The 22,226-nt window shown below is 58.3% G+C and carries 19 protein-coding genes; all 19 read left to right on the forward strand.

All coding sequences use genetic code 11. The features are described 5' to 3' along the window. The first annotated feature begins 27 nt into the window (after nucleotides 1-27). Complete coding sequence (tolQ, locus tag IE102_RS07160) at nucleotides 28-747, forward strand: protein TolQ (RefSeq protein WP_189485709.1); 720 nt, start codon at nucleotides 28-30, stop codon at nucleotides 745-747. A gap of 10 nt (nucleotides 748-757) precedes the next feature. Beyond that, the gene (gene tolR / locus IE102_RS07165; protein WP_189485710.1) at nucleotides 758-1,246 is read left to right on the forward strand and encodes a protein TolR; all 489 of its coding nucleotides are present in this window, start codon (nucleotides 758-760) and stop codon (nucleotides 1,244-1,246) included. Beyond that, nucleotides 1,246-2,070, forward strand: a complete 825-nt coding sequence (gene tolA / locus IE102_RS07170; RefSeq protein WP_189485711.1) for a cell envelope integrity protein TolA — start codon at nucleotides 1,246-1,248, stop codon at nucleotides 2,068-2,070. Before tolR ends, tolA begins: the two co-directional genes overlap by 1 nt. 129 nt (nucleotides 2,071-2,199) lie before the next feature. Beyond that, entirely contained in the window at nucleotides 2,200-3,516 is a 1,317-nt protein-coding gene (gene tolB, locus IE102_RS07175) for a Tol-Pal system beta propeller repeat protein TolB (RefSeq protein ID WP_189485712.1), read from the forward strand. Between the two features lie 272 nt (nucleotides 3,517-3,788). After that, nucleotides 3,789-4,343 carry a peptidoglycan-associated lipoprotein Pal gene (gene pal / locus IE102_RS07180; protein WP_189485713.1) on the forward strand — a complete coding sequence of 185 codons (555 nt, stop codon included), beginning with the start codon at nucleotides 3,789-3,791 and terminating at the stop codon, nucleotides 4,341-4,343. A gap of 160 nt (nucleotides 4,344-4,503) precedes the next feature. Next, the gene (locus IE102_RS07185) at nucleotides 4,504-5,457 is read left to right on the forward strand and encodes a CsgG/HfaB family protein (RefSeq protein WP_189485714.1); all 954 of its coding nucleotides are present in this window, start codon (nucleotides 4,504-4,506) and stop codon (nucleotides 5,455-5,457) included. Between the two features lie 218 nt (nucleotides 5,458-5,675). After that, complete coding sequence (locus IE102_RS07190) at nucleotides 5,676-6,608, forward strand: tol-pal system YbgF family protein (RefSeq protein WP_229807603.1); 933 nt, start codon at nucleotides 5,676-5,678, stop codon at nucleotides 6,606-6,608. A 6-nt stretch (nucleotides 6,609-6,614) separates the two neighbouring features. Then, nucleotides 6,615-7,931 carry a tRNA lysidine(34) synthetase TilS gene (gene tilS, locus IE102_RS07195; protein ID WP_189485715.1) on the forward strand — a complete coding sequence of 439 codons (1,317 nt, stop codon included), beginning with the start codon at nucleotides 6,615-6,617 and terminating at the stop codon, nucleotides 7,929-7,931. A 131-nt stretch (nucleotides 7,932-8,062) separates the two neighbouring features. Next, nucleotides 8,063-9,934 carry an ATP-dependent zinc metalloprotease FtsH gene (gene ftsH / locus IE102_RS07200; RefSeq protein ID WP_189485716.1) on the forward strand — a complete coding sequence of 624 codons (1,872 nt, stop codon included), beginning with the start codon at nucleotides 8,063-8,065 and terminating at the stop codon, nucleotides 9,932-9,934. 74 nt (nucleotides 9,935-10,008) lie between these two features. Continuing rightward, nucleotides 10,009-10,305 carry a nucleotidyltransferase family protein gene (locus IE102_RS07205; RefSeq protein WP_189485717.1) on the forward strand — a complete coding sequence of 99 codons (297 nt, stop codon included), beginning with the start codon at nucleotides 10,009-10,011 and terminating at the stop codon, nucleotides 10,303-10,305. Between the two features lie 34 nt (nucleotides 10,306-10,339). After that, nucleotides 10,340-10,660 carry a HepT-like ribonuclease domain-containing protein gene (locus IE102_RS07210; RefSeq protein ID WP_229807604.1) on the forward strand — a complete coding sequence of 107 codons (321 nt, stop codon included), beginning with the start codon at nucleotides 10,340-10,342 and terminating at the stop codon, nucleotides 10,658-10,660. Nucleotides 10,661-10,730: 70 nt separating this feature from the next. Next, nucleotides 10,731-11,696, forward strand: a complete 966-nt coding sequence (locus IE102_RS07215) for a D-alanine--D-alanine ligase (protein WP_189485719.1) — start codon at nucleotides 10,731-10,733, stop codon at nucleotides 11,694-11,696. 82 nt (nucleotides 11,697-11,778) lie between these two features. After that, nucleotides 11,779-12,561: a cell division protein FtsQ/DivIB gene (locus IE102_RS07220; protein WP_229807605.1), complete on the forward strand. Its 783-nt coding sequence runs from the start codon at nucleotides 11,779-11,781 to the stop codon at nucleotides 12,559-12,561. Between the two features lie 38 nt (nucleotides 12,562-12,599). Then, nucleotides 12,600-13,931, forward strand: a complete 1,332-nt coding sequence (ftsA, locus tag IE102_RS07225; RefSeq protein ID WP_189485721.1) for a cell division protein FtsA — start codon at nucleotides 12,600-12,602, stop codon at nucleotides 13,929-13,931. Between the two features lie 279 nt (nucleotides 13,932-14,210). After that, nucleotides 14,211-16,001 carry a cell division protein FtsZ gene (ftsZ, locus tag IE102_RS07230; protein ID WP_189485722.1) on the forward strand — a complete coding sequence of 597 codons (1,791 nt, stop codon included), beginning with the start codon at nucleotides 14,211-14,213 and terminating at the stop codon, nucleotides 15,999-16,001. 278 nt (nucleotides 16,002-16,279) lie between these two features. Further along, nucleotides 16,280-17,173, forward strand: a complete 894-nt coding sequence (gene lpxC, locus IE102_RS07235; RefSeq protein WP_189485723.1) for a UDP-3-O-acyl-N-acetylglucosamine deacetylase — start codon at nucleotides 16,280-16,282, stop codon at nucleotides 17,171-17,173. A gap of 111 nt (nucleotides 17,174-17,284) precedes the next feature. Further along, the gene (locus IE102_RS07240; RefSeq protein WP_189485724.1) at nucleotides 17,285-18,193 is read left to right on the forward strand and encodes an outer membrane protein assembly factor BamD; all 909 of its coding nucleotides are present in this window, start codon (nucleotides 17,285-17,287) and stop codon (nucleotides 18,191-18,193) included. 77 nt (nucleotides 18,194-18,270) lie between these two features. Beyond that, a complete protein-coding gene (gene recN / locus IE102_RS07245; protein ID WP_189485725.1) occupies nucleotides 18,271-19,980 on the forward strand; it encodes a DNA repair protein RecN in 1,710 nt (569 codons plus the stop codon). Nucleotides 19,981-20,116: 136 nt separating this feature from the next. Next, the gene (gene ligA / locus IE102_RS07250; protein ID WP_189485726.1) at nucleotides 20,117-22,204 is read left to right on the forward strand and encodes an NAD-dependent DNA ligase LigA; all 2,088 of its coding nucleotides are present in this window, start codon (nucleotides 20,117-20,119) and stop codon (nucleotides 22,202-22,204) included. Nucleotides 22,205-22,226 lie beyond the last annotated feature (22 nt).

Below are 22,226 nucleotides of genomic sequence, written 5' to 3' on the forward strand. Positions count from 1 at the left end.
CGTCAGGTTACTTTTTAGGAGTCTTATATGGAAGCGGCGGCTGCCCCCGAAGCCCTCAGTTCAGGTTTGAATTTTGTTGAACTGTTTATGCAGGCCGATTGGGTCGTCAAATCGGTGATGATCGGACTGGTGCTGGCTTCACTGTGGTCGTGGGCGATCATTATTGACAAGACGATGAAGCTAAACCGCCTCAACAAAGAGGCCGATGGTTTCGAGGGTACCCTGGCGTCAGGGCGCCCGCTCGAAGATATTGGGGCCTCACTCGGCACCAACCCGACCCAGCCGTTTCAAAAGCTGCTGGTGGCCGTGACCGCCGCCTGGCGCGACTATAAGGGCAAGGTGATCACGCCGTCCCAGAGCGATTTGCTGGTCAACCAGATTGACCGTGAGCTTAATCACGTCATTTCCGCCGAAGCCGATCAGATCGAAGATGGCCTGAGTATTCTGGCCGTTATCGCCACCGCGTCGCCCTTCATAGGCCTGTTCGGGACGGTTTGGGGGATCATGAATGCCTTTGGGGCGATCGCGGCTCAGGGTGATACCAATCTGGCGACCGTAGCCCCGGCGATTTCCGAAGCCTTGTTTGCCACGGCCATGGGGCTGGCGGCGGCTATTCCGGCCTATATCGGCTATAACCTGTTCAGCGCCAAGACCGGTCGTTTCGTCGGGCGCATGGAAGGGTTTGCGGATGAACTGATGGTGTCGGTGACCCGTCGTCTGGCCGACAAGCTCGGCAGCCTGAAGTAGGGAGACCGGCATGGCATTGGGAACAGGCGCCGCCGGCGGAGGCCGCAGAGGTGGGCGCAGATCGCGGCGTAAGGCCGCATTGTCGGAAATCAACGTCACGCCGATGGTTGACGTCATGCTGGTGCTGCTGATCATCTTTATGGTGTCGGCCCCGCTATTGACCTCGGGCGTCAAGATTGACCTGCCCAAGACCGAAGCGGCGGCGCTTAAGGATGAGGGCGATCCGCTGACGGTATCGGTGCAGCGCGACGGGGCGATTTACGTCATGGATGATCCGGCCAGCTACGATCAGATGGCGGCACGTCTGCTGGCCATGACCAATGGCGATACCTCTAAGCCCGTCTATGTCCGCGCCGATGGCACGGCCCCTTATGAGAGCGTGGCGCGTGTGATGGCCAAGCTGTCGACATCGGGCTTTACCAAGATTAATCTGCTGACCGAAAGCGTCGGTGAAAAAGCCGCGTCTGCCCCGACATCGCCAGAGGTGACGCAGCCGTAATGAAACGATCCGGTTCACTTTTATTATCGGTTCTGCTGCATGTCGGCGTGTTTGCGCTTGCCTTCATCACCTGGACGCATCAGACGCCCAGGACACTGACTTCGTCTGTGCCGGTGACGATCATCTCGGATATGCCGACGTTCGAGCAGGCGGCTGCTCCCGTTGATGAACTGGCGGTCAAGCCGCCGGAACCGGAGCCCGCCCCCGAAGTCGTGCCTGAACCGGCCCCGCCAACACCGGCCCCGAAGCAGCCGGTGCCTAAGCCGGAAGTGGCCAAGGCCCCGACGCCTCAGCCTAAACCGGCCCCCAAGACACCAGAAGTCTCCAAGGACGGCCTGAAAAAACCGCAGGACACGAAGAAGCCTGCGCAAAAGGTTCCGGCCAAACCGGCTCCAAAGGCGCTGGACCTCGATGCCCTGACAAAAATGCAAAGCTCGCCGTCAAAAGCGCCGACGCGCGCCCCCGCACGGGCCAATACGCGCGCGACCGATGGGGCGTCAAATGCCGGATCATCACCGGCAGATACGGGGCCCGCTATGAATGCGCTTACCGCGCGGCTGCAAAAGCTATGGTCGCCGAATTGCGACGTGCCGGGGTCTAACCAGGTCGAAGTCGATATTGGGTTTACGCTGTCCCCCGGCGGTCGCGTCGTCAAAGGGCCGGAATGGCTGGATCGGCGCAGCGACCCTGTGTGGCAGGCCGGTGCGTCACGGGCTATTGCCGCCGTCAGTCGTGGCCAGCCCTACGGCGATTTGCCAGATGGACTATATAACCGGGCCCTGATTATTACGTTTGATGCCAAAACTTTCTGTGCGTCGCGATAATCCTGCCCCATTGTTCTTTTATTTTCGTTACGACTATAGCGTTCTTAAAGGTTGGCTTGCCCCACGGGTGAGACGCCAGACCCCAGAGAGGCCCAGATGATCCGGAATTCTACGCCCCACAGACCCTTTATGATCCGCAGCCTTATGGCCTTAGCGAGCGTGATCGCGTCCCTATCGTGTGCGGTAATGCCCGCGCAGGCGCAGGAGCCGTTGCGGGCCACCGTCAATCAGGGTGTGATCGAGCCTTTGCCGATCGCCATCAAGATTGATTCGGCGGCGACCAATGCGTCGGGCAATCTGGGGACACAGATTTCCAAGGTGGTCATGGCCGATCTGGAGCGTTCCGGCTTTTTCCGGCCGATCGATCCGAACGCGTTTATTCAATCTCAGCTTGATGTCAATGTGACGCCGAACTTTGAAAACTGGCGCACGATCAATGCTCAGGCTTTGTCGAACGGCATGGCCTTTATTGACGGGCAGGGGCGGTTGCAGGTTGATTTTCGCCTGTGGGATGTCTTCTCCGAAAAGCAGCTTTTGGGCATGTCGTTTACCGCCACGCCGGAAAATTATCGCCGTATTGCCCATAAGATTGCCGACGCCATCTATGAAAAACTGACCGGCGAAGAAGGCTATTTCGATACGCGCATTGTGTTTGTGGCCGAAAGCGGCGGGCGGGCCAAGCGCATCAAGCGTCTGGCGATTATGGATCAGGACGGCGCTAACCCGTCTTATCTGACCGATGGGTCCTATAAGGTCATGACGCCGCGCTTTAATGCCGACAGCCAGGAAATCACCTATATGGCGCTGCGTGATGACTCGGCGCGCATCTACATTTTCAATATTGAGACGGGCCGTCAGGAGACGGTCGGCCAGATCAAGGGCATGGTGTTTGCGCCGCGCTTCTCACCCGATGGGTCCAAGCTGGCCTATAGCGTGGCTCAGGGCGGCAATACCGACATCTATGTCATGGATTTACGCTCTCGCTCCACGCGCCGGTTGACGACGGAATCATCGATTGAAACCTCACCGTCATTTTCGGCAGATGGATCAACGATTGTCTTTACCTCTGACCGTGGCGGCTCACCCCAAATCTACGCCATGAATGCGGATGGATCGGGCATCCGGCGGATTACCTTTGGCGGCGGTTCCTATTCGACACCGGTCTATTCCCCCAAGGGCGATCTTATCGCCTTTACCAAGCAATCGAGCGGTCGGTTCTCGATCGGGGTGATGGGCGCGGATGGGTCGGGTGAGCGTCTGCTGACCTCATCCTACCTTGAGGAAGGCCCGACCTGGGCGCCCAATGGCCGTTACATCATGTTCTTCCGTGAGCCTCCGGGCGGGATGCCGTCCCTGTGGACGGTGGATGTCACGGGGAGGGTGGAGCGAGCGGTTCCGTACCCCGGCGGGGCATCTGATCCGGCCTGGTCACCCCGTTTGAAATAGAGGCGCATATTTCCCACAGAGGAGAACTATCGCTTTTTTACAGTCAGCGGCGATAAACTTGATGTTTAGGACTGTATTAGGATCGTATTTGATGAATGTCTTTTGATTTGGCGGTATGTTTGTCAATCCTTGGGTTTGACAAAGCCCAAAAGCCAGACCATCGTAGCGATCAATGTTTATTCGCCTGATAAAGGCGTCACAATTTTCGGGTATCGGTCCTTAACGGGATTGAACCTAAACTTAAACCGGCGAATTAAAGGAATTTACGTCACATGATCATCACACCTAAATCCATTCTTAAACTCGCGCTCGTGACGTTTGTTTCGGCGTCTGTGGTTGCCTGTGCGTCCAAGCCGAAGGAAGAGCCTGTGGCGCCTATGCCTGAGCCTGTGCCGACGCCTGCCCCTATGCCTGAAGCGGCCCCGACCCCGGCCCCGACCGCTCCGGTCGGCGTCATCCCCGGCTCGCAGCAGGACTTTGTGGTCAATGTTGGCGACCGCGTTTATTTTGATCTGGATCAGTCCGGCTTGCGTGAAGACGCCAAGGCGCTTCTGGATGCTCAGGCCGCGTGGCTGGTGCGTTATCCGGCCGTCAAGATCCGTATCGAAGGCAATGCCGATGAACGCGGCACCCGTGAATACAACTTCGCTCTGGGTGCCCGCCGCGCCGAATCTGTGTCGCAGTACCTGACGCAAAAGGGTGTCGTTCCGGCCCGTATCTCGACCATCTCTTACGGTAAAGAAAACCCGCTCGACACGACCGCTTCGGAAGACGGCTGGGCCAAGAACCGTAACGCCAAGACGACCCTGACCGAAGGCGCTCAGTAAGCTTTAGGATTTAAGTTATAATCATCGGGCCTGCGGTTAAACGCGGGCCCGATTTTTTTGTGATCGTTCCCGATGATTGCATATGGTGGTTTCCATAAAGCCGTAGTAAACCAGCGGTCAGTATATTGAACCATTCACTTATATTTTCAGGGGGCTGAAAATGCTCAAATTTCGTCTTTTGGCCATGACGGCCGCCACGGTCTGCGCTCTGGGCGCAGCGCCTCAAGTGTTTGCGCAATCGACGATGGCGAAATCGTCGAAGGTTCAGCAGCATCAGAATAAGATGGTCGCTGAAATCCCGAAATGCTCCAAAAAGCTTGGGTCCATCACCATTGTCGATGGTGACAATTCTTATGGCTGGACGCAAAACAATCTGGCCCCTCCGGCCAAGTTGCTTAAGGTCGTCGTACAAAAATCGGGTTGTTTCAGCCTGGTTGACCGCGGCGCGGGCATGGATGTGGCCCAGCGTGAGCGTGAACTCGGTAATTCCATGGGCCTGCAACGCGGCTCTAACATGGGTAAGGGCCAGATCAAGGCCGCTGACTTTGTGTTGGTGGCCGAAGTGTCTGCCGCTGATTCCAACACGGGTGGCGGCGGTGCTGCGGGCCTGATCGGTGGCCTGGTCGGCGGTCGCGCAGGTGCTGTGGTCGGCGGTTTCCGCACCAAGAAGATGGAAGCTGAAACCATTCTGTCGCTGACCGACGTGCGCACATCTGAGTCCAACTCATTTTCGGGCAGTGCGGCCAAGAACGAACTGAGCTGGGGTGTCGGCGCTGGTGCCGGCTTTGCCGGGGCCGTCGGCGGCGGCTATGAAAGCACGGAAATCGGCCGCATGGTCACGCAAGCCTTCATCATGGCCTATACGGACATGGTTCAAAATCTGGGCGGGATCGACATCGGCGGTGCGGCGGCAGCCCCAACCCGTAGCTTTGATGTGCTGACGGCCACGACTTTACGCAGCACTCCGGATGCTAAGGGTAAGGTGCTTCGCGCTTTACCTGTGGGCCTGACGGTCTATCCGACCGGCGAAAAGAACGGCATGTGGTGGCAAGTGGCCGATGACAACGACAATATCGGCTGGGTCATGAACGACAAGCTGTCGGCGTCGAAATAAGCCTCAGAGCCAAACCTGAAAAACCCCTGTTCTCGCAGCAGGGGTTTTTTATTGGCAAGGGCCTGGGATTTGAGTTTCCTTAAGCTGGCGGGGATTTGAGCTTGTCATATTTCGGCCCGTCTTTATGGTTAGTCTCCAGTTTCATAAAACTGTAACGCCTGACTCTTTATGTTATGGGCCTTATAGTGCAGTTTCTATTTACATGCGGGAGTGTTCAGGTGCGTTGGCAACAAACGGCAGCTAGAAAATGGACTTTGCGTCATTACGTCAGCGGTCTGGTTATGGCCTTGGCACTGACGGGCGGTATGTCGGTAATGTCCACCGCCGTCGCCCAGAACTATGCCATTTCCGATGAGGATGATGCCACACCCGCCGATCCGAATGCGCCGGCCGCGATCGTTTGGGACAAGAAGCGCCTGGATCGTCTGGATCGTAACGTCCGTAAGCTGGAGCGTGCGGTTCAGAAAACCGAAAATAAAGCTGCTCCTCCCATTCTGGTGGAACCCGATCCAGAGGTTGTGGCCTTGCAGGCCACCGTTGACTTTCTGTCGCGCAAACTGGATGAGCAGGCCGCTGTACTGACGCGCCTGACCGGCCAACTGGAAGAAGCCAATTTTGCGGCCACCCAGGCTCAGTCTCAGGTCCAGGCTCTGACGGCGCGCACCGATACCCTGACCAAGCGCGTTGATCTGCTGGATGCCAAATCCAAAGACATGGAGGCGGCTCTCGCTGGCCCCCCGCCGCCACCGCCCACAACGGGCAGCGCTGAAACCGATTTCGATCAGGCCTATAGCCTGATGAGCAGCAATCAGCTTGATGAGGCCACAACCGCTTTTGAGGCCTTTACGACCCAGTGGCCGAAATCAGCCCAGGTAGCCGAAGCCTGGTTCCGTCTGGGCCAGATTCGCACTATGCGCGGCGATATTTCGGGATCGGTCGCGGCCTATGCGACCTCGCTCAAAGGTTGGCCCAAGGCGTCGTGGGCGCCGGAATCGACTGTGAAACTGGCGACCGCTCTGGCGGATCTGAACCGTAAGGTTGAGACCTGCGCGGCCCTGACCGAGTTTGATAAACGCTATGCGGCGCAAGCCTCAGCACCGATGAAGTCTCAGGCCAAGGCGCTTAAGGGCAAGGCGCAATGTGCGGCGTAACCGCGATTGGATGACCTTGACCCGTGGCGGAAGGCGCTTCAGCCATTCGCTGAATTACGCGATATTTTCAAAAGCTTTGAGCGCTATCTGATCCCCGGTAGCGCTCAGCCTTTGGGGGTGGCGGTGTCCGGAGGTGGCGACAGTGTCGCCCTGCTGTGCCTGCTGCGTCTATGGGGTAAGCGTCCACTTGAGGTCTTTTGCGTCGATCATGGCCTTAATCCGCAGAGCGTAGGCTGGTGCGCGCAGGTGGAGGCTCTGGCCGAACGTCTTGGCCACAGCGTTACCCGGCTGGACTGGATTGGTGACAAACCGGCCACCGGCATTCAGGCGGCGGCCCGTCAGGCGCGTCATGGTTTGATGGCGGATGCCGCGCGGGGCAAGGACATTGAAGTGCTTTGTCTGGGCCACAATCGCGATGATATCCTTGAGGCCAGCCTCATGCGCGATATGGGCTCAAGCGTAGGTGCGCCGGAGATGTGGGCGCCGTCGCCGGTCTGGCCGCAGGGGCGGGGCGTGTTCATCTATCGCCCATTATTGAATGTGCCGCGGCAGAGCCTGCGTGACTGGCTGACTGCGATCGGTGTGGGCTGGGTCGATGATCCGGCCAATGAAAATCCTAAATATCTTAGGTCGCGAGCCCGTGCCGAACTGACCGGGTGTGAGCCTGCGGCATCTAAAGTGCCCGACATGCCGATTAACATTTCAGAACTTTTGAGCGTACCGCAAACGCTTGGCTGGGCAGGGGTTATAACGATTGATACCGGCTATTTCGAGAGCTTGCCGCAAGCGGCGGCACATAAGGTCGTGGCGGCGGCAATGGTCAGTGCCGGCGGTGGGGCGCGTCTGCCGCGTTCAGACAGTGTGGCGGCGATCATTACGGGGCTTAAACGCGGTGAGGTGGGGCCGTTTGTGCTGTCCGGGGCGCGGTTGATACGGCGCGGAAACACGATCCTGATCGGGCGTGAACCGGGCGATATGACACGGCGGGCCGTATCGCCGCTTATGCTCGCGCCCGCCGCCGCTGCCATGTGGGATGGGCGGTTTGAGGTGCGTGCCGGAGCCTGTCCCGTGACCATCATGGCGGTTCAGGGCCATAAGGGGGCATTATCCGAGGCTGATCTGGCGCGATATTTGCAGGTTCCGGCAGGCTTGCGCGGGGCGCTGCCGGTCGTGAAAATGCGCAGTGAAACGGGCAACAGACTTGTGTTGTTATCCGAACCGGACAACAGTGATGGCGTGACCTTACGGTCGTGGGTGGCTTTGCGTTTCTTATATGCGCTGGGGCAGGTGGCGAATGAATATGATCTGTTGCGCAGACTCTGACGGGGCAGACATAGCAAAGCGCAAATATCCACACTATATAGGTTGTCGAAGCTGGATTTGACCTGTGCGGGATGAACCTGCGCGGATATGATTATTGATTACGCCATGCTGGCGTTGGGAGATTGAGGTTTATGAACCTGCGTTCATTGGCGATTGTCGGGGCTCTGCTGGCGGTATTGATCGGCGCCTATACCTATATGAATCAAAAGGGTGGTTATCCGGCGCAGCCGTCGGAAATGACCTATTCGCAATTGATTGCCGCCGTCGATAAGGGCGACGTCGCCTCAGCGACCTTTCACCGCGATGAAGTGACCGCGACCACCAAGGACAAAAAGGTCTATAAGATCGTCACGCCGTATCCGAATGAGGAACTGGCCTCGACCATGAACGCCAAGGGCGTCAATGTGAAGGTTCAGACCGCGCAGACCTCGCTGTTTGTGCAGATTCTGTCGGGCCTTTTGCCGATCCTGCTGATCATCGGTATCTGGATATTCTTCATGCGCCAGATGCAGGGCGGTGGCCGTGGCGCTATGGGCTTTGGCAAGTCCAAGGCGCGCCTTTTGACCGAACACAAGAACCGCGTCACCTTTACCGATGTCGCTGGCGTTGATGAAGCCAAGGAAGAACTGCGCGAAGTGGTTGATTTCCTGAAAGATCCCACAAAATTCCAGCGTCTGGGCGGTAAGATCCCCAAAGGGGCTTTGCTGGTCGGCCCTCCGGGGACGGGTAAGACCCTGCTGGCCCGTGCTGTGGCTGGTGAAGCCGGTGTGCCGTTCTTCTCGATTTCCGGCTCTGATTTCGTGGAAATGTTTGTCGGTGTCGGGGCCTCGCGCGTTCGGGACATGTTTGAGCAGGCCAAGAAAAACGCGCCGTGCATTATCTTTATCGATGAAATCGACGCGGTCGGTCGTCACCGCGGGGCCGGTCACGGCGGCGGTAACGATGAGCGCGAGCAGACCCTGAACCAGTTGCTGGTGGAAATGGACGGCTTTGAAGCCTCTGAAGGCATTATCATCATCGCAGCCACCAACCGTCCGGACGTGCTGGATTCGGCCCTGCTGCGTCCGGGTCGTTTTGACCGTCAGGTTGTGGTACCAAACCCTGATTTGACCGGCCGCGAAGCCATTTTACGCGTCCACATGAAGCCCGTACCTCTGGCTGTGGATGTCGATGTTAAGGTGATTGCGCGCGGCACGCCTGGGTTCTCCGGGGCTGACCTGTCCAATCTGGTCAACGAGGCTGCGTTGATGGCGGCCCGTAAGGACCGCAAGCTGGTCACCATGAAGGATTTTGAGGACGCCAAGGATAAGGTCATGATGGGCGCTGAGCGCAAGTCGATGGCTATGTCCGAGGACGAAAAAAAGCTGACGGCCTATCACGAAGGTGGCCATGCGATCGTGGCGCTCAAGGTGCCGGAAGCCGATCCGGTCCATAAGGCGACCATTATTCCGCGCGGCCGTGCGCTCGGTATGGTCATGCAGTTGCCGGAAGGCGATCGTTACTCTCAGAACTTCACTCAGATGACCTCGCGTCTGGCCATTCTGATGGCCGGTCGTGTCGCCGAAGAACTGATTTTTGGTAAGGACAAGATCACGTCGGGGGCGTCGTCCGATATCCAGCAGGCGACCAAGCTGGCCAAGGCTATGGTGACGCGCTGGGGCTATTCGGACGAACTTGGACTGGTCAATTATAAGGACAGTGAGGACGAACACGGGGCCTTTGGTCGCGATGTATCGGAAGTCACGGCCCAAAAGATCGACGGTGAAATCCGTCGTCTGGTCAAGGCCGGCTATGACGACGCCAAGCGCATCCTGACCGAGCACAATGACGGTCTGCACCGTCTGGCCAAGACCTTGCTTGAGATCGAAACCCTGACGGGTGAGGAAATCATCCGGATTCTGAACGGCGAAGAGATTGTCCGTGACGAAGAAACCGGCGTGCTGATCGAACATTCATCGAATCTGGCTGTGCCGGTGACGGATGACGAAAAGGCCGATGCGTAAGGCTTAAAAATCAAAGCGGGTGAGGGCAACCTCACCCGCTTTTTTTATGTGAGTTTTTAGACTACAATGAAGCTATGAAGCCCTCGATTTCCGTGTTGCAGGATTTGAAAGCTCTGGCGCCTGACCTTATGCGTCTAGGGGTGCTGCATCTTTACCTGTTCGGATCGCAATCGCGCGGAGATGGCCGTACTGACAGTGATATTGATTTATTCTTCGATTATAACGACCCTAAGTTCAGTTTAATCGAACTGCTGAATATCAAGGCTTATATTGAGGCGCGCATGGGCAAGACTGCGGATATTATGACGCGCGCCAGCCTTCATCCCCGTCTCAAAGCATCTATTGAGCAATCCGCCATAAAGGTTTTTTAAGTTGGCGCGCACACCGTCTGCGCGGTTGGACGACATGGGCGATGCCATATTGGGTATTCGCGAAGCCTTGCATGATGTGAATTTTGAGACGTACCGTTCGTCATGGGTCTTGCAACGCTCAATTGAGCGTGGTCTTGAAATCATTTCCGAGGCAAGCCGTTCAATTCCTGATGAACTTAAAAATTTAGCACCTGATGTTTCTTGGCCAGCGATTGCGGCTATTGGCAATATTCTGCGGCATGAGTATCAGCGTGTCGAACCCCTCATAATATGGAATATTGTTGAAAATCATCTGACTGTCCTGGAAGACGCGATTTTAGTTATGAGCCGTGAAGTGAGTAACGGGCACGCTTAAGATAGTCTTGACCTGACGCGGGCAAAGTTCCACAACACGGCCCTTGAATTTCTAAATATGGTCGGGTTTCATGTCCAGTCTGCCCCTGTCTCATCTTCATGTCGCGGTTCTGTTAGGGGGGCTGTCGTCGGAGCGCGACGTGTCGTTGGTGTCGGGAAAATCCTGCGCCGATGCCCTTGAGCGGCTGGGAGCCAAGGTTGCCCGCGTCGATGCCGGGCGCGATCTGGCGCAGGTATTGACCGCCCTTAAGCCCGATCTGGTGTTCAATGCCCTGCACGGGGCCTGGGGCGAAGACGGCTGCGTGCAGGGAATCTTAGAGACCCTGCAACTTCCCTATACCCATTCGGGTGTTCTGCCGTCAGCGCTGGCGATGGATAAGGCCAAGGCGAAGGCTGTGCTTAAGGCCGCGGGCGTCACCGTGCCGGGCGGCGGGCTTTATAACCGCCATGAGGTCGCGCGCGATCACGTCATGGCCCCGCCCTATGTGGTGAAACCCAATGCCGAAGGCTCAAGTGTGGGGGTATTTATCATCCGCGAAGGCGCCAACCGTCCTCCTGCCGAGGTCGGCTCAGATAGCTGGACCTTCGGCGAAGAGGTCATGGTTGAGCCCTATATCGCCGGGCAGGAACTGGCGGTGGCGGTGCTAGGCGAATCAAGCGGCCCGCGGGCGCTCACCGTGACTGATATCGTCTCCAACACTGGCTGGTACGACTATGAGGCCAAGTACGGCGAGAATGGCTCCCGTCACGTCCTGCCGGCCGACATTCCGTCCACAGTTTTTGAAATCGCAAAACGTCAAGCCGAGTTGGCTCACAGCGCACTTGGTTGCCAAAGTCTTACACGAAGTGATTTTCGTTATGACAAAATTAAGGACGTTCTGGTTCTCTTGGAGGTCAACACCCAACCCGGCATGACACCGACCTCGCTCGCCCCTGAGCAAGCGGCTTATGCCGGTATGGGCTTTGATGATCTGGTCAAGTGGATAGTGGAGGACGCTTATGCCCGCAGTGGTACGGGGAGGAAGACGACAAGCTAAGGTTCAGTCAGCGCCAAAGGGCGCTTCGAAAACCTCTGCGTCGAATTCGTCTCGTGGCAAGCGGGTCATAGGGCAATCCGGCATGATGCGCGCTGTGGGCGGTGTGCCCATGCCGTCGGAACTGACCGCATGGCTGGCCTTTGCGGGCTTAAGCGTTTTGTTGCTGGCGGTGTTGGCGACCGGCAACCGGGCGCAGATGCTTACTGACGGGATGCGCGATTTCGCTGACCGCCGGATCGCCGCTGCGGGCATTAATCTGCAAAATATCCACCTCAAGGGCGTGTCGGACTATTCCCGCGCCGATATCCGCGCAGCCCTCGACTTTCAGCGCGGTCAGCCGATCGCCCTGATGGATCTGGCCAAGGTCAAGGAAAACATTGAAAAAATCGGCTGGGTGGAGTCGGTGACCGTGCGTCGCCAGTTTCCGGATGTGCTGATCATTGATGTGGTCGAGCGCCCCCGTCTGGCGGTGTGGCAATATCAGAATAAGTCCTATGTCATCGATGATAAGGGGCAGATCATCCCCGAAGCGCGCGCCTATAACTTTGTCGACCTGCCGCTGGTGGTGGGTGAGGGCGCCAATGAAAACGCCGATGAAATTCTGGAACTGGTGCGCTCACGCCCGGAACTAATGCAAAAGCTGGAGGTTCTGGTGCGGGTCGATACGCGGCGCTGGGATTTGCGGCTCAAAAACGCCACCTTAATCAAACTGCCGGCGCTCAATCAGGAAGATGCCCTGGCGCGTCTGGATACCCTGATTGCGTCGCGTCGGGTGCTGGATCAGGGACTGGCCGAAATCGACCTGCGTGATCCGAATGCCCTGATTGTCGCGCCTTTTGCTACTACCGCTCAACCTGCCGCTTAATTTTTTGGCCCGAAACCGCTTAACCTGAAAATCGTCATATGTCGCGTTACGAAGATCGTTCCGGTAAAGAATTTACCCCCAAGGCTGAAGTCACACCGGGGCTTGTAGCCTCGCTTGACTTAGGCGCGTCCAAGATCGGCTGCTTTATCTTAAAGCCCGAAGGGGCGCGTCAGGCTGATCAGTCCATCCGCATTGCCGGGGTTGGCTATGTGCAGTCGCGAGGGCTTCGCGCCGGTAATATCATAGACATGGACGCTGCCTCTCAGGCCATAGGTCAGGCGGTTGAACGGGCCGAAGCCATGGCCAATGCCTCCTTGCAGGGCGTGCGTGTGTCGGTGCCGGGGGCGCAGATGGCCTCGCACCGCGTGTCGGCGCAAGTGTCATTAGGCACCAAGCCGATTTCCGACGCTGACCTTACTCGCGCTATTCAGTCGGGCCTGTCTCAGGTGCGCTTCCCCAATCGCCGCTGCATCCATCTGTTACCGGTGTCGTGGTCGGTGGACGGGCAATCGGGCGTGCGTGACCCGCGTAATCTGACCGGGCGGTCGCTGGGCCTTGAGTTGTTAGTGATTACCATCGATGAGAACGTCTTTAATAACATTCAGCAGTGCGTCAGCATGGCCCACCTTGAGGTGCAGGCCATTGTGTGTGCGCCTCTGGCGGCAGCGGTGGCTGCCCTTGAAGACGATGAAAAAGAACTGGGCAGCATCTGCATCGACATGGGTGCGTCGTGCACCACGGCGGCGGTGTTTGCCAATGGCTCGCTCGTTCATGTCGATTGCCTGAATGTCGGCGGGGCGCACGTCACCGCTGATATCGCGCGCGGCTTATCGACGACGCTGGCCGGGGCGGAGCGTCTGAAAACCCTGCATGGCTCGGCCATTGCCTCCTCCAACGAAGACCGCGAAATGGTCGAAGCGCCGCCGCGTGGGGATGATCCAGGAGCGGGGCCGATCTCGGTGCCGCGCTCGATCCTCAAAGGCATCATTGCGCCGCGCGTCGAAGAAACCTTTGAATTGCTGCGGGAAAAACTCAAAGCCTCCGGCGTTCAGCTTGAACCTGGGGCAGGTATTGTCCTGACCGGCGGGGCCTCGCAACTGGCGGGGGTGCGTGAACTGGCGGTGCGGGTGTTTGACCGTCCGGTGCGTTTGGGTAAGCCTAAGCGTGTGCCGCATCTGGCCGATGCGGCGGCGGGGCCGGCCTTTTCAGCGGCGGCGGGGGTGATCCTGCGCACGCTCTACGGGCCGCGCGATGTGGTGCCGGTCAAAAAGATCATGAGTGCACGTCTGGGGCCGGGGGCAGCGCCGCAAGCGTCAGGCGGCGGCAGTCCGGTTGCCAAAATGATCGACTGGCTTAGAAATAACCTGTAAATTTATGACTTCGACTTAATTTTGCCGCATGTGAAAAGCTGTGGAAAGTCTATCCACCGAAAAAGTCACACTTTGGTAATCTCCGTTAAAATTTATTACCAAAAATGCTTCAAAATCGCCCGACTCAGATTACTCGGTAACTATTCGTTAAGCGTATTTGATGTCAGATAGTCCTCTGAGTTCTGCTGAGGTGATGCGAGCTGTTCTCAAGGCTCGTCCCCGGCAATCCCCCGGCCGGTAGGCTGTGAGGGCAGAGGTTACGGGAGGTTGGTCCAAACCATGGCTATACATTTGTCTGCGCCGCGCACAACCGAGTTGAAGCCGCGCATTGTCGTCTTCGGTGTCGGTGGCGCTGGTGGCAATGCCGTCAATAACATGATCGAGTCCGGTCTGGAAGGCGTGGAGTTTGTGGTGGCCAATACGGACGCCCAGCAGCTCCAGTTTGCCAAGACCGACCGCAAGATCCAGTTGGGTGTGTCGATCACTCAAGGGTTGGGCGCGGGCGCTCATCCGGAGGTCGGCATGACCGCGGCTGAGGAATCTCACCACGAAATCACTGAGCATCTTGATGGTGCGCACATGGTGTTTATCACCGCCGGTATGGGCGGGGGTACGGGCACCGGAGCCGCGCCGATCATTGCCAAATGTGCGCGCGAACGCGGTATCCTGACGGTCGGTGTGGTCACTAAGCCGTTTATGTTCGAGGGCCGTCACCGTATGCGTCTGGCCGATGCCGGTATCTCTGAGCTGCAACGCTATGTCGATACGCTGATTGTTATCCCGAACCAGAACCTGTTCCGTATCGCCAATGAGCGCACCACCTTTGCCGAAGCCTTTGGCATGGCCGATCAGGTGCTGCATTCGGGCGTGCGTTCGATCACCGATCTGATGGTGCTGCCGGGCCTGATAAACCTCGATTTCGCCGATGTGCGCTCGGTCATGTCGGAAATGGGCAAGGCCATGATGGGCACCGGTGAGGCATCCGGCGATGACCGCGCCATGCAGGCTGCGCAAAACGCCATTCAGAATCCGCTGCTCGATGAAACCTCGCTTAAGGGTGCCAAGGCCGTGCTGGTCAATGTCACCGGTGGTCTGGATATGACCCTGCTTGAGGTTGACGAAGCGGCCAATGCGATCTCATCCGAGGTCGATCCGGACGCCAACATCATCTTTGGTGCGGCGTTTGATCCGTCGCTGGAAGGCAAGCTGCGCGTTTCGGTCGTGGCTACCGGTATGGACAGCCAGGTCGCCGTGGCGCAAGCCCCGGTTCAGGCTCAACCGGCTCAGTCGCAACCTGTAGCACAGGCGGCCCCCAAAAGCCCTTTATTCACGGGGGGCTCGTCGCGTGAGCCCCAACAGGCTCAGCCTGCAACCGTACAGCCCGCGGCTCAACAGCCTGCCCCTGTAAGCGCGCCTGCGTTTGCGTCGGCTCCGGCGGCAACAGCCCCGGCTTCGCGTGAATTCGGTGCGCGCATTGAGCCGGTCGCCCCGCGTGAGCCGCTGCAGCCCCAGATTCAGCCTATGTCGCGCCCGACCTTTGCGGCACCTGCTGAGGCGCCCAGAGCTGAAATGCCAAGGGTTGAGGTTCCGGAAAGCCGTGTCATCGGTAAGATCGTCGACCCTGAAGTCGAAGGTGAAGAGGACGGTTTGTTCTCCAGTGTGCCTGATCAACCGGTTGCCCCTGCGGCGCCTCGCGTAGACGCCCGTCAGCCGGAAATCGTGCGTCCGACCTATCCGCAGCCGCCGCGTCCGGCCTTTGCCGGCAATGCGCCACGTCCTGAGCCCGCCCGTCCTACGGTTCAAACCCCCACCCATGCCCCGGCCCGCCAGCCGGAGGAGGAGAAGGGCTCGATCTGGAGGTCCTTGTTTCCGCAACGTAATCGCGACACGACCTCGCACTACGCGCCGGTGACGCAACAACCGCCTGTGCAGCCCAGCTATCCGGCGCAACCGGAGGTCACAGATCATCGTTCCGCGACGGTCAGTGTCACCAAGCCTGAAATGTCGGCGGCACCGGAAGCTGAGGATGATCTTGAGATCCCGTCCTTCCTGCGCAGGCTGGCCAACTAAGACACTATAAGTGTTGCGTTAATAACACTATCTAATATCGTAATTGTGGCGCGCTAAGGTTCAAACCCTGGCGCGCCATTTGCTTTTCAGGGTGTGACGGCTTACTGCATAAGGCCTTTTGGCAGGGCACGATCTTAACGACTTTTTGCCGTAATCCTTTACGTTACAAACAGAAATTCAAGTTCAGTTGTGATTAACGTGGGCGGAAACTATACCCACACTAGGCCAAAACCCTATTTGCGGGGCGATGGCATCACGACTTTTTGGATTATCTGTCTATGTTGCCAGAGCATCATGAACACACCTTGGCCACCCCGGCGATTTGCGCGGGCGTAGGTCTGCATACCGGTGAGCGCGTGCGTTTGTCGGTACGTCCGGCCCCTGCGGGTTCCGGCGTTGTCTTCATGCGTTCCGACATCACTGACCGCGATAATATCATTGCGGCCACCGCTGAGTCCGTCACCCAGACCCGTCTGGGCACGGTCATCACCAATAAGGCCGGGGTGTCGGTCTCGACCATCGAGCACCTGATGGCCGCCTTGTCGGCGCTGGGCGTCGATAACGTGCTGATCGAGATGGACGGGCCGGAAGTGCCGATCATGGATGGCTCGGCCCTGCCGTTCGTGCAACTGCTCGACCGTGCCGGTTTCCGCCGTCAGCCCATGCCGCAAAGCGTAATTGAAATCCTAAAGCCTGTGCATGTGATCGAAGGCGATAAGCGGGCGTCGCTTCTGCCGTGCGATCGCTTTGAAATGCGCTTTGAAATCGAATTTGACAGTGCCGTGATCGGTCATCAGGTCGTCGATCTGGTGGTTACCGAAGACAGTTTCCGCGATGAGCTGATGTCGGCGCGTACCTTCGGCTTCCTCGAAGGGGTCGAAGCCCTTCGCGCAGCGGGTCTTGCCCGCGGCGGCTCTATGGACAACGCCATTGTCATCGACGGCGATAAGGTGCTGAACGCTGAGGGCCTGCGCTATACCGATGAATTCGTGCGTCACAAAGCGCTGGACGCCATTGGCGATCTCTATGTTCTGGGCATGCCGATTCTTGGCCGCTTTGAAGGAATCAAGGCCGGTCATGGCCTTAATAATGCCCTTGTTCGTGCCCTATTGTCCCGCCCGGATGCATACCAGGTAGTGACTTTGGCTCCGGCCTTGTCGAAAGCGGGTTAAGCCTGAATAAGGCTGTTGGCTATTTAAACCGCCTCGTGTAAGTGTCCATTGGGGGATTCCGGTCGTTTACGTCCGGGCCTGTGAGCAACTAAGGCCAAGAACTAGGGACATATGCGCGTGACGCCTACCAAGACCAAGCTTGTTTCCAAAAAAGCTATTGCCGCTGTTGTGCTGGCCAGCCTTGCTATCGGCGGTTTAAGCGCCTGCGCCGGTAAGAAGCCTGCGCGTACGCAACTGGTGTACGAAGAACGCCCGGTTGAGCAGCTTTACGCCACCGGTATGAAGCGCCTGGACGAAAAAAGCTGGAACGAGGCCGTTTCCTATTTCGAGGAAGTGGAGCGTCAGCACCCCTATTCGGAATGGTCGCGCCGCGCCATCGTCATGACGATCTATGCCAACTACATGGCCAATCGTTATGAGGAATCCAACACGGCGGCTGATCACTTCATTCAGCTTTATCCGGGCTCGCCGCTCACGCCCTATGCCTACTATATGAAGGCTAATAACTATTTCGAGCAGATCGTCGATGTCGGTCGTGATCAGGCCTATACGGTGCAGGCTCAAACCCTGTTGCGCGATGTGATCCTGCGTTACCCCAATTCTGAATATGCCAAGGATGCGCGCCTGAAACTCGACATGGTCGCGGATCAGTTGGCGGGCAAGGAAATGGAAATCGGGCGTTATTACCTGAACCAGAACCAGCCGCTGGCCGCCGCCGGTCGCTTCCGCACCGTGATCGACAGATACCAGACCACCAGCCATACGCCGGAAGCGCTTTATCGTCTGGTTGAAACCAATCTGGTGCTGGGTCTGACTGACGAAGCCAACCGCAACGCAGCGGTGCTGGGTCATAACTTCCCCGGTGAATTCTGGTACAACGAAGCCTATAAGCTGATGCAGTCGCGCGGACAGACCCTGGCGGTGGCCCCCGATCCCGACGCCAAGAAGGTTGAGGCCGCGGCACCAGAAAAAGAACAAAAGAGGAAAAAAAGCTGGCTAAGCCGCATCACTCCGCTTTAAATAGATGGGCTGATGGCCCGTTAGCGAATCAATGAAAGCGGGTCTCTTTACACGAGGCCCGCTTTTTTGGTGTGTTCATGCTGACGCGGTTGACTATACAGGATGTGGTTCTGGTTGATCGGCTGGATCTCGATATCCGGTCGGGCCTGAGTGTGCTGACCGGTGAAACCGGGGCCGGTAAATCAATCATTCTGGACTCATTAGGGCTGGCGACGGGCGCGCGCGCTGATGTTGGCCTGATCCGCGCCGGGGCACCGCAAGCCGCCGTGACGGCAGAGTTTGAGATCGCCGGCACGTCATCCCTCTATGAATTTCTGGAAGACAAAGGACTGGCACTAGAAGCCGGTGAGCCCTTGTTGCTGCGCCGGGTCATCAGCCGCGATGGCCGCTCCAAAGCCTTTGTCAATGATCAGTCGGTCAGCGTCAGCGTGCTCAAAGCGCTTGGTGACAGCCTGCTTGAGGTCCACGGTCAGCACGAGACGGTCGGGCTGCTTGACCCGAAGACCCACGGTGCCATGCTCGATAATTACGGCGGCTGTGCCACCTATCTGGCCGAGGTGCAAACGGCGTTTAAAGCGCTTAAGGCGCTGAAAGACGAATACCGTGACCTGCACAAGAAAGCCCAGGCCGATGCGTCTGAGATCGAAGCTTTGACCCTTCGCTTGCAGGAACTGGAGCGCCTGAACCCGCAAGCTGACGAGGAAGCGCAGATGGCGTCTGAGCGCGCCCTGCTGGGGGCGTCTGAGCGGGCGCTGGAAGATATTACCGAAGCGCGCACCGCCGTGGGCGGCGATCGCCTGTCGCAACAACTGGCCAAGGCCTTTCGGGCGCTTGACCATGCCCGCACGCGCGCGGCGCAGGCCGGGGCGAGCGGAGAGCATGAGGTGTTAAAGCGCCTGTCGGCAGCCGCTGAGGCGCTCGATCGCACCCTGATTGCCGCCGATGAAGCTCTGGCCTTGATGGATGCTGCGGCCGATGCGCTTGATGTCGAGCCGGGTAAGCTCGACCGGGTTGAAGAACGTCTGTTTGCCCTGCGTGGTATGGCGCGCAAGCTCAATGTGCTGGTCGAGGATCTGCCCAAAGAGCGCGTGCGCATGGCGCAACACCTCAACCAGATTGAGGATGCGGAATCGCACCTGAAAAAGCTGGCCGCGCGCATTAGGGAGGCCGAGGGCGTATTCCATCAGGCGGTCGAAGCGTTGCGGGCGCAGCGGTCGCAGGCGGCGGAAACTTTGAGCGCCGCGGTTATGGCCGAACTGACACCGCTTAAGCTCGATAAGGCCCGGTTCCGGGTGGCGATGACGCCGCTGGAGGTTGAGCGCTATGGCCCTAATGGTGGCGATCAGATCGCGTTTGAGGTCAAGACCAATCCGGGTGCGGAGTGGGGCGGCATGGCGGCGATTGCGTCTGGCGGCGAACTGGCGCGCTTTGCCCTGGCGCTTAAGGCGGCACTTGCCACCAAGGGCGGTGTGGATGCCAAGGGGCCGGTGATGATCTTTGACGAGGTCGATCAGGGGGTCGGTGGCGCGGTCGCTGATGCGGTTGGTTTGCGGCTCAAAAAATTGGCGCAAGCGTCGCAGGTGATTGTGGTGACCCACAGTCCGCAGGTGGCGGCACGTGGCGATCAGCATCTTAAGGTCTCAAAAGCCGATGCGGGTGAGGGCGTGCGCTCCTCAGTCGTCGAACTATCAAAAGATGAAACCCTTGAGGAACTGGCGCGGATGCTCTCGGGGGCGGAGATCACCGAAGCTGCTCGTGCGGCGGCCCATGCGCTGGTGCGGGGTTAGTCTTATTCTCCTCCCCTGTTTACGGGGGAGGGGGACCCCGAAGGGGTGGAGGGGGGCAAGGCCGCTATGCCCCCTCCGTCATTTTCGCTTTGCTCAATGCCACCTCCCCCGTAAACAGGGGAGGAGGAAGATATAGATGACCACAGATTTCGACACCGCCAAAACTGAACATGAACGTTTAACCGCTGAGATCAATCATCACCGGGCGCTCTATTATAACGAAGAGGCCCCGGAACTGTCGGACGCCGATTACGATGTGCTGGAGCAACAATTGCGTCAGCTTGAGGCGCACTATCCGCAACTGGTGACGACAGAAAGCCCGACCGAAACCGTCGGCGCGCCGGTGTCGGCCAAGTTCGCCCCCGTTCAGCATGGCATCCCCATGCTGTCGCTCGATAATGCCTTTGCGCCTGAAGATGTGGTTGATTTTGTGGGCCGGATACGTCGCTTCCTTAAGATTGATCCTCTGGAGACCATCCATTTCGCCGCTGAGCCCAAGATCGACGGCGTATCGTGTTCGATCCTCTATATGAATGGCGAACTGGTGCGGGCCGCGACGCGCGGCGATGGCCGTCTGGGCGAAGACATCACTGAAAATGTCAAGACCATCAGGGATATCCCTCACAAACTGGCGGGAACGGGCCATCCCGACCGGATCGAAATCCGCGGCGAAGTCTATTTTCCGTTAGACGCCTTTGCGGCCATGAACGCGGCGGCAGCCGATGCGGGGGCTAAGGTCTTTGCTAATCCGCGCAATGCGGCCTCAGGCGCGTTGCGACAACTGGATGCGCAGATAACAGCGTCACGGCCCCTGCATTTCTTTGCCTATGCTTGGGGCGAGGTCAGCGATCCTGATTTTGTGGCGACCCAATCTGAAGCGTTGCAAAAATTCCGCGACTGGGGCTTTAGCGTCAACCCGCGCTCAATCCGCGTGTTTAATGCCGAGGGCCTGCTTGAGGTATACGACAGCCTGCAACTCGATCGCTCCCAACTGGGCTATGACATCGACGGGGTGGTCTATAAAGTTGACCGGCTGGATTATCAGCGCCGCTTAGGGTTTGTGTCGCGCTCGCCGCGCTGGGCGATTGCCCATAAATTCCCGGCCCAGCAGGCCCTGACGCATTTACAGGCCATCGACATTCAGGTCGGACGCATCGGGACTTTGACGCCGGTGGCGCGGCTGGCGCCGGTGACGGTTGGCGGGGTGGTGGTCTCAAACGTGACCCTGCACAATGCCGATGAGATCGCGCGCAAGGATATCCGCATCGGTGACCTGGTGCGGGTGCAACGCGCCGGTGATGTCATCCCGCAGATTGTCGGGGTTGAACTCAGTGAGCGGCCCGCCAACGCCGTGCCCTATAACTTTCCGACCATCTGCCCGTGCACGCTCAAGACCGAAGTGGTGCGTGAGGTCAATGCCAAGGGCGAGGAAGGCGTGGCGCGGCGCTGCTCCGGCGAACATGCCTGTCCGCACCAGCGGGTCGAATATCTTAAACACGTCGTCAGCCGCCGCGTGCTTGATATCGAAGGGCTGGGCGAAAAGCAGTTGCTTAAATTCTATGAGGATGGGCTGATCTCTGAACCGGCTGATGTTTTCAAGCTTGAGGCGCGTGACGCGGTGTCCTTGAAAAAACTCAAAGACCGCGAGGGCATGGGCGATTTAAGCGTAAAAAACCTGTTCAAGGCCATTGAGGACCGGCGCGATATCAGCCTTGAGCGCTTTATCGCCGCCCTCGGCATCAAGCATATCGGTGACACAACGGCCAAACTGCTGGCGCGAGCCTATGGATCGGAACCGGCTTTCCGGGCGGCCATGACGGCGGCGGTTAAGGATGAACCGGGGGCGCGGGCGGCGATCATCGAGCAGGATCAGATCGGCCCCAGCGTGGCTGAGGCGCTGGTGGCCTATTTCTCAAACGACCACGAAGTCGGTATCTATGAGCGGTTCTTGGCCGAACTACGGGTCAAGGATGCTGAGGCCGTGGCGACTGGATCGTCGGTGTCCGGCAAGACGGTGGTCTTTACTGGCACCTTGGAAAAGATGACCCGCGATGAGGCCAAGACTCAGGCCGAACGGCTGGGGGCCAAGGTCGCGGGTTCGGTCTCCGCCAAGACCCATATTGTGGTGGCAGGACCAGGGGCGGGGTCGAAATTGAAAAAAGCCGAGGAGTTGGGGGTTGCGGTCATGACCGAAGACGAGTGGTTGACGATGATCGGGGTGTAGAAAGAATTACCCCCTCTGACTT

It is taken from the genome of Asticcacaulis endophyticus (assembly GCF_014652575.1).
In the GTDB taxonomy this organism is placed as follows: Bacteria; Pseudomonadota; Alphaproteobacteria; order Caulobacterales; family Caulobacteraceae; genus Asticcacaulis; species Asticcacaulis endophyticus.

Bases quoted from the DNA above. Each gene is read 5' to 3' on its own strand.
- tolQ (WP_189485709.1), top strand. From the start codon at position 28: ATGGAAGCGGCGGCTGCCCCCGAAGCCCTCAGTTCAGGTTTGAATTTT.
- tolR (WP_189485710.1), top strand. From the start codon at position 758: ATGGCATTGGGAACAGGCGCCGCCGGCGGAGGCCGCAGAGGTGGGCGC.
- tolA (WP_189485711.1), top strand. From the start codon at position 1,246: ATGAAACGATCCGGTTCACTTTTATTATCGGTTCTGCTGCATGTCGGC.
- tolB (WP_189485712.1), top strand. From the start codon at position 2,200: ATGATCCGCAGCCTTATGGCCTTAGCGAGCGTGATCGCGTCCCTATCG.
- pal (WP_189485713.1), top strand. From the start codon at position 3,789: ATGATCATCACACCTAAATCCATTCTTAAACTCGCGCTCGTGACGTTT.
- IE102_RS07185 (WP_189485714.1), top strand. From the start codon at position 4,504: ATGCTCAAATTTCGTCTTTTGGCCATGACGGCCGCCACGGTCTGCGCT.
- ftsH (WP_189485716.1), top strand. From the start codon at position 8,063: ATGAACCTGCGTTCATTGGCGATTGTCGGGGCTCTGCTGGCGGTATTG.
- IE102_RS07205 (WP_189485717.1), top strand. From the start codon at position 10,009: ATGAAGCCCTCGATTTCCGTGTTGCAGGATTTGAAAGCTCTGGCGCCT.
- IE102_RS07210 (WP_229807604.1), top strand. From the start codon at position 10,340: ATGGGCGATGCCATATTGGGTATTCGCGAAGCCTTGCATGATGTGAAT.
- IE102_RS07215 (WP_189485719.1), top strand. From the start codon at position 10,731: ATGTCCAGTCTGCCCCTGTCTCATCTTCATGTCGCGGTTCTGTTAGGG.
- IE102_RS07220 (WP_229807605.1), top strand. From the start codon at position 11,779: ATGATGCGCGCTGTGGGCGGTGTGCCCATGCCGTCGGAACTGACCGCA.
- ftsA (WP_189485721.1), top strand. From the start codon at position 12,600: ATGTCGCGTTACGAAGATCGTTCCGGTAAAGAATTTACCCCCAAGGCT.
- ftsZ (WP_189485722.1), top strand. From the start codon at position 14,211: ATGGCTATACATTTGTCTGCGCCGCGCACAACCGAGTTGAAGCCGCGC.
- lpxC (WP_189485723.1), top strand. From the start codon at position 16,280: ATGTTGCCAGAGCATCATGAACACACCTTGGCCACCCCGGCGATTTGC.
- IE102_RS07240 (WP_189485724.1), top strand. From the start codon at position 17,285: ATGCGCGTGACGCCTACCAAGACCAAGCTTGTTTCCAAAAAAGCTATT.
- recN (WP_189485725.1), top strand. From the start codon at position 18,271: ATGCTGACGCGGTTGACTATACAGGATGTGGTTCTGGTTGATCGGCTG.
- ligA (WP_189485726.1), top strand. From the start codon at position 20,117: ATGACCACAGATTTCGACACCGCCAAAACTGAACATGAACGTTTAACC.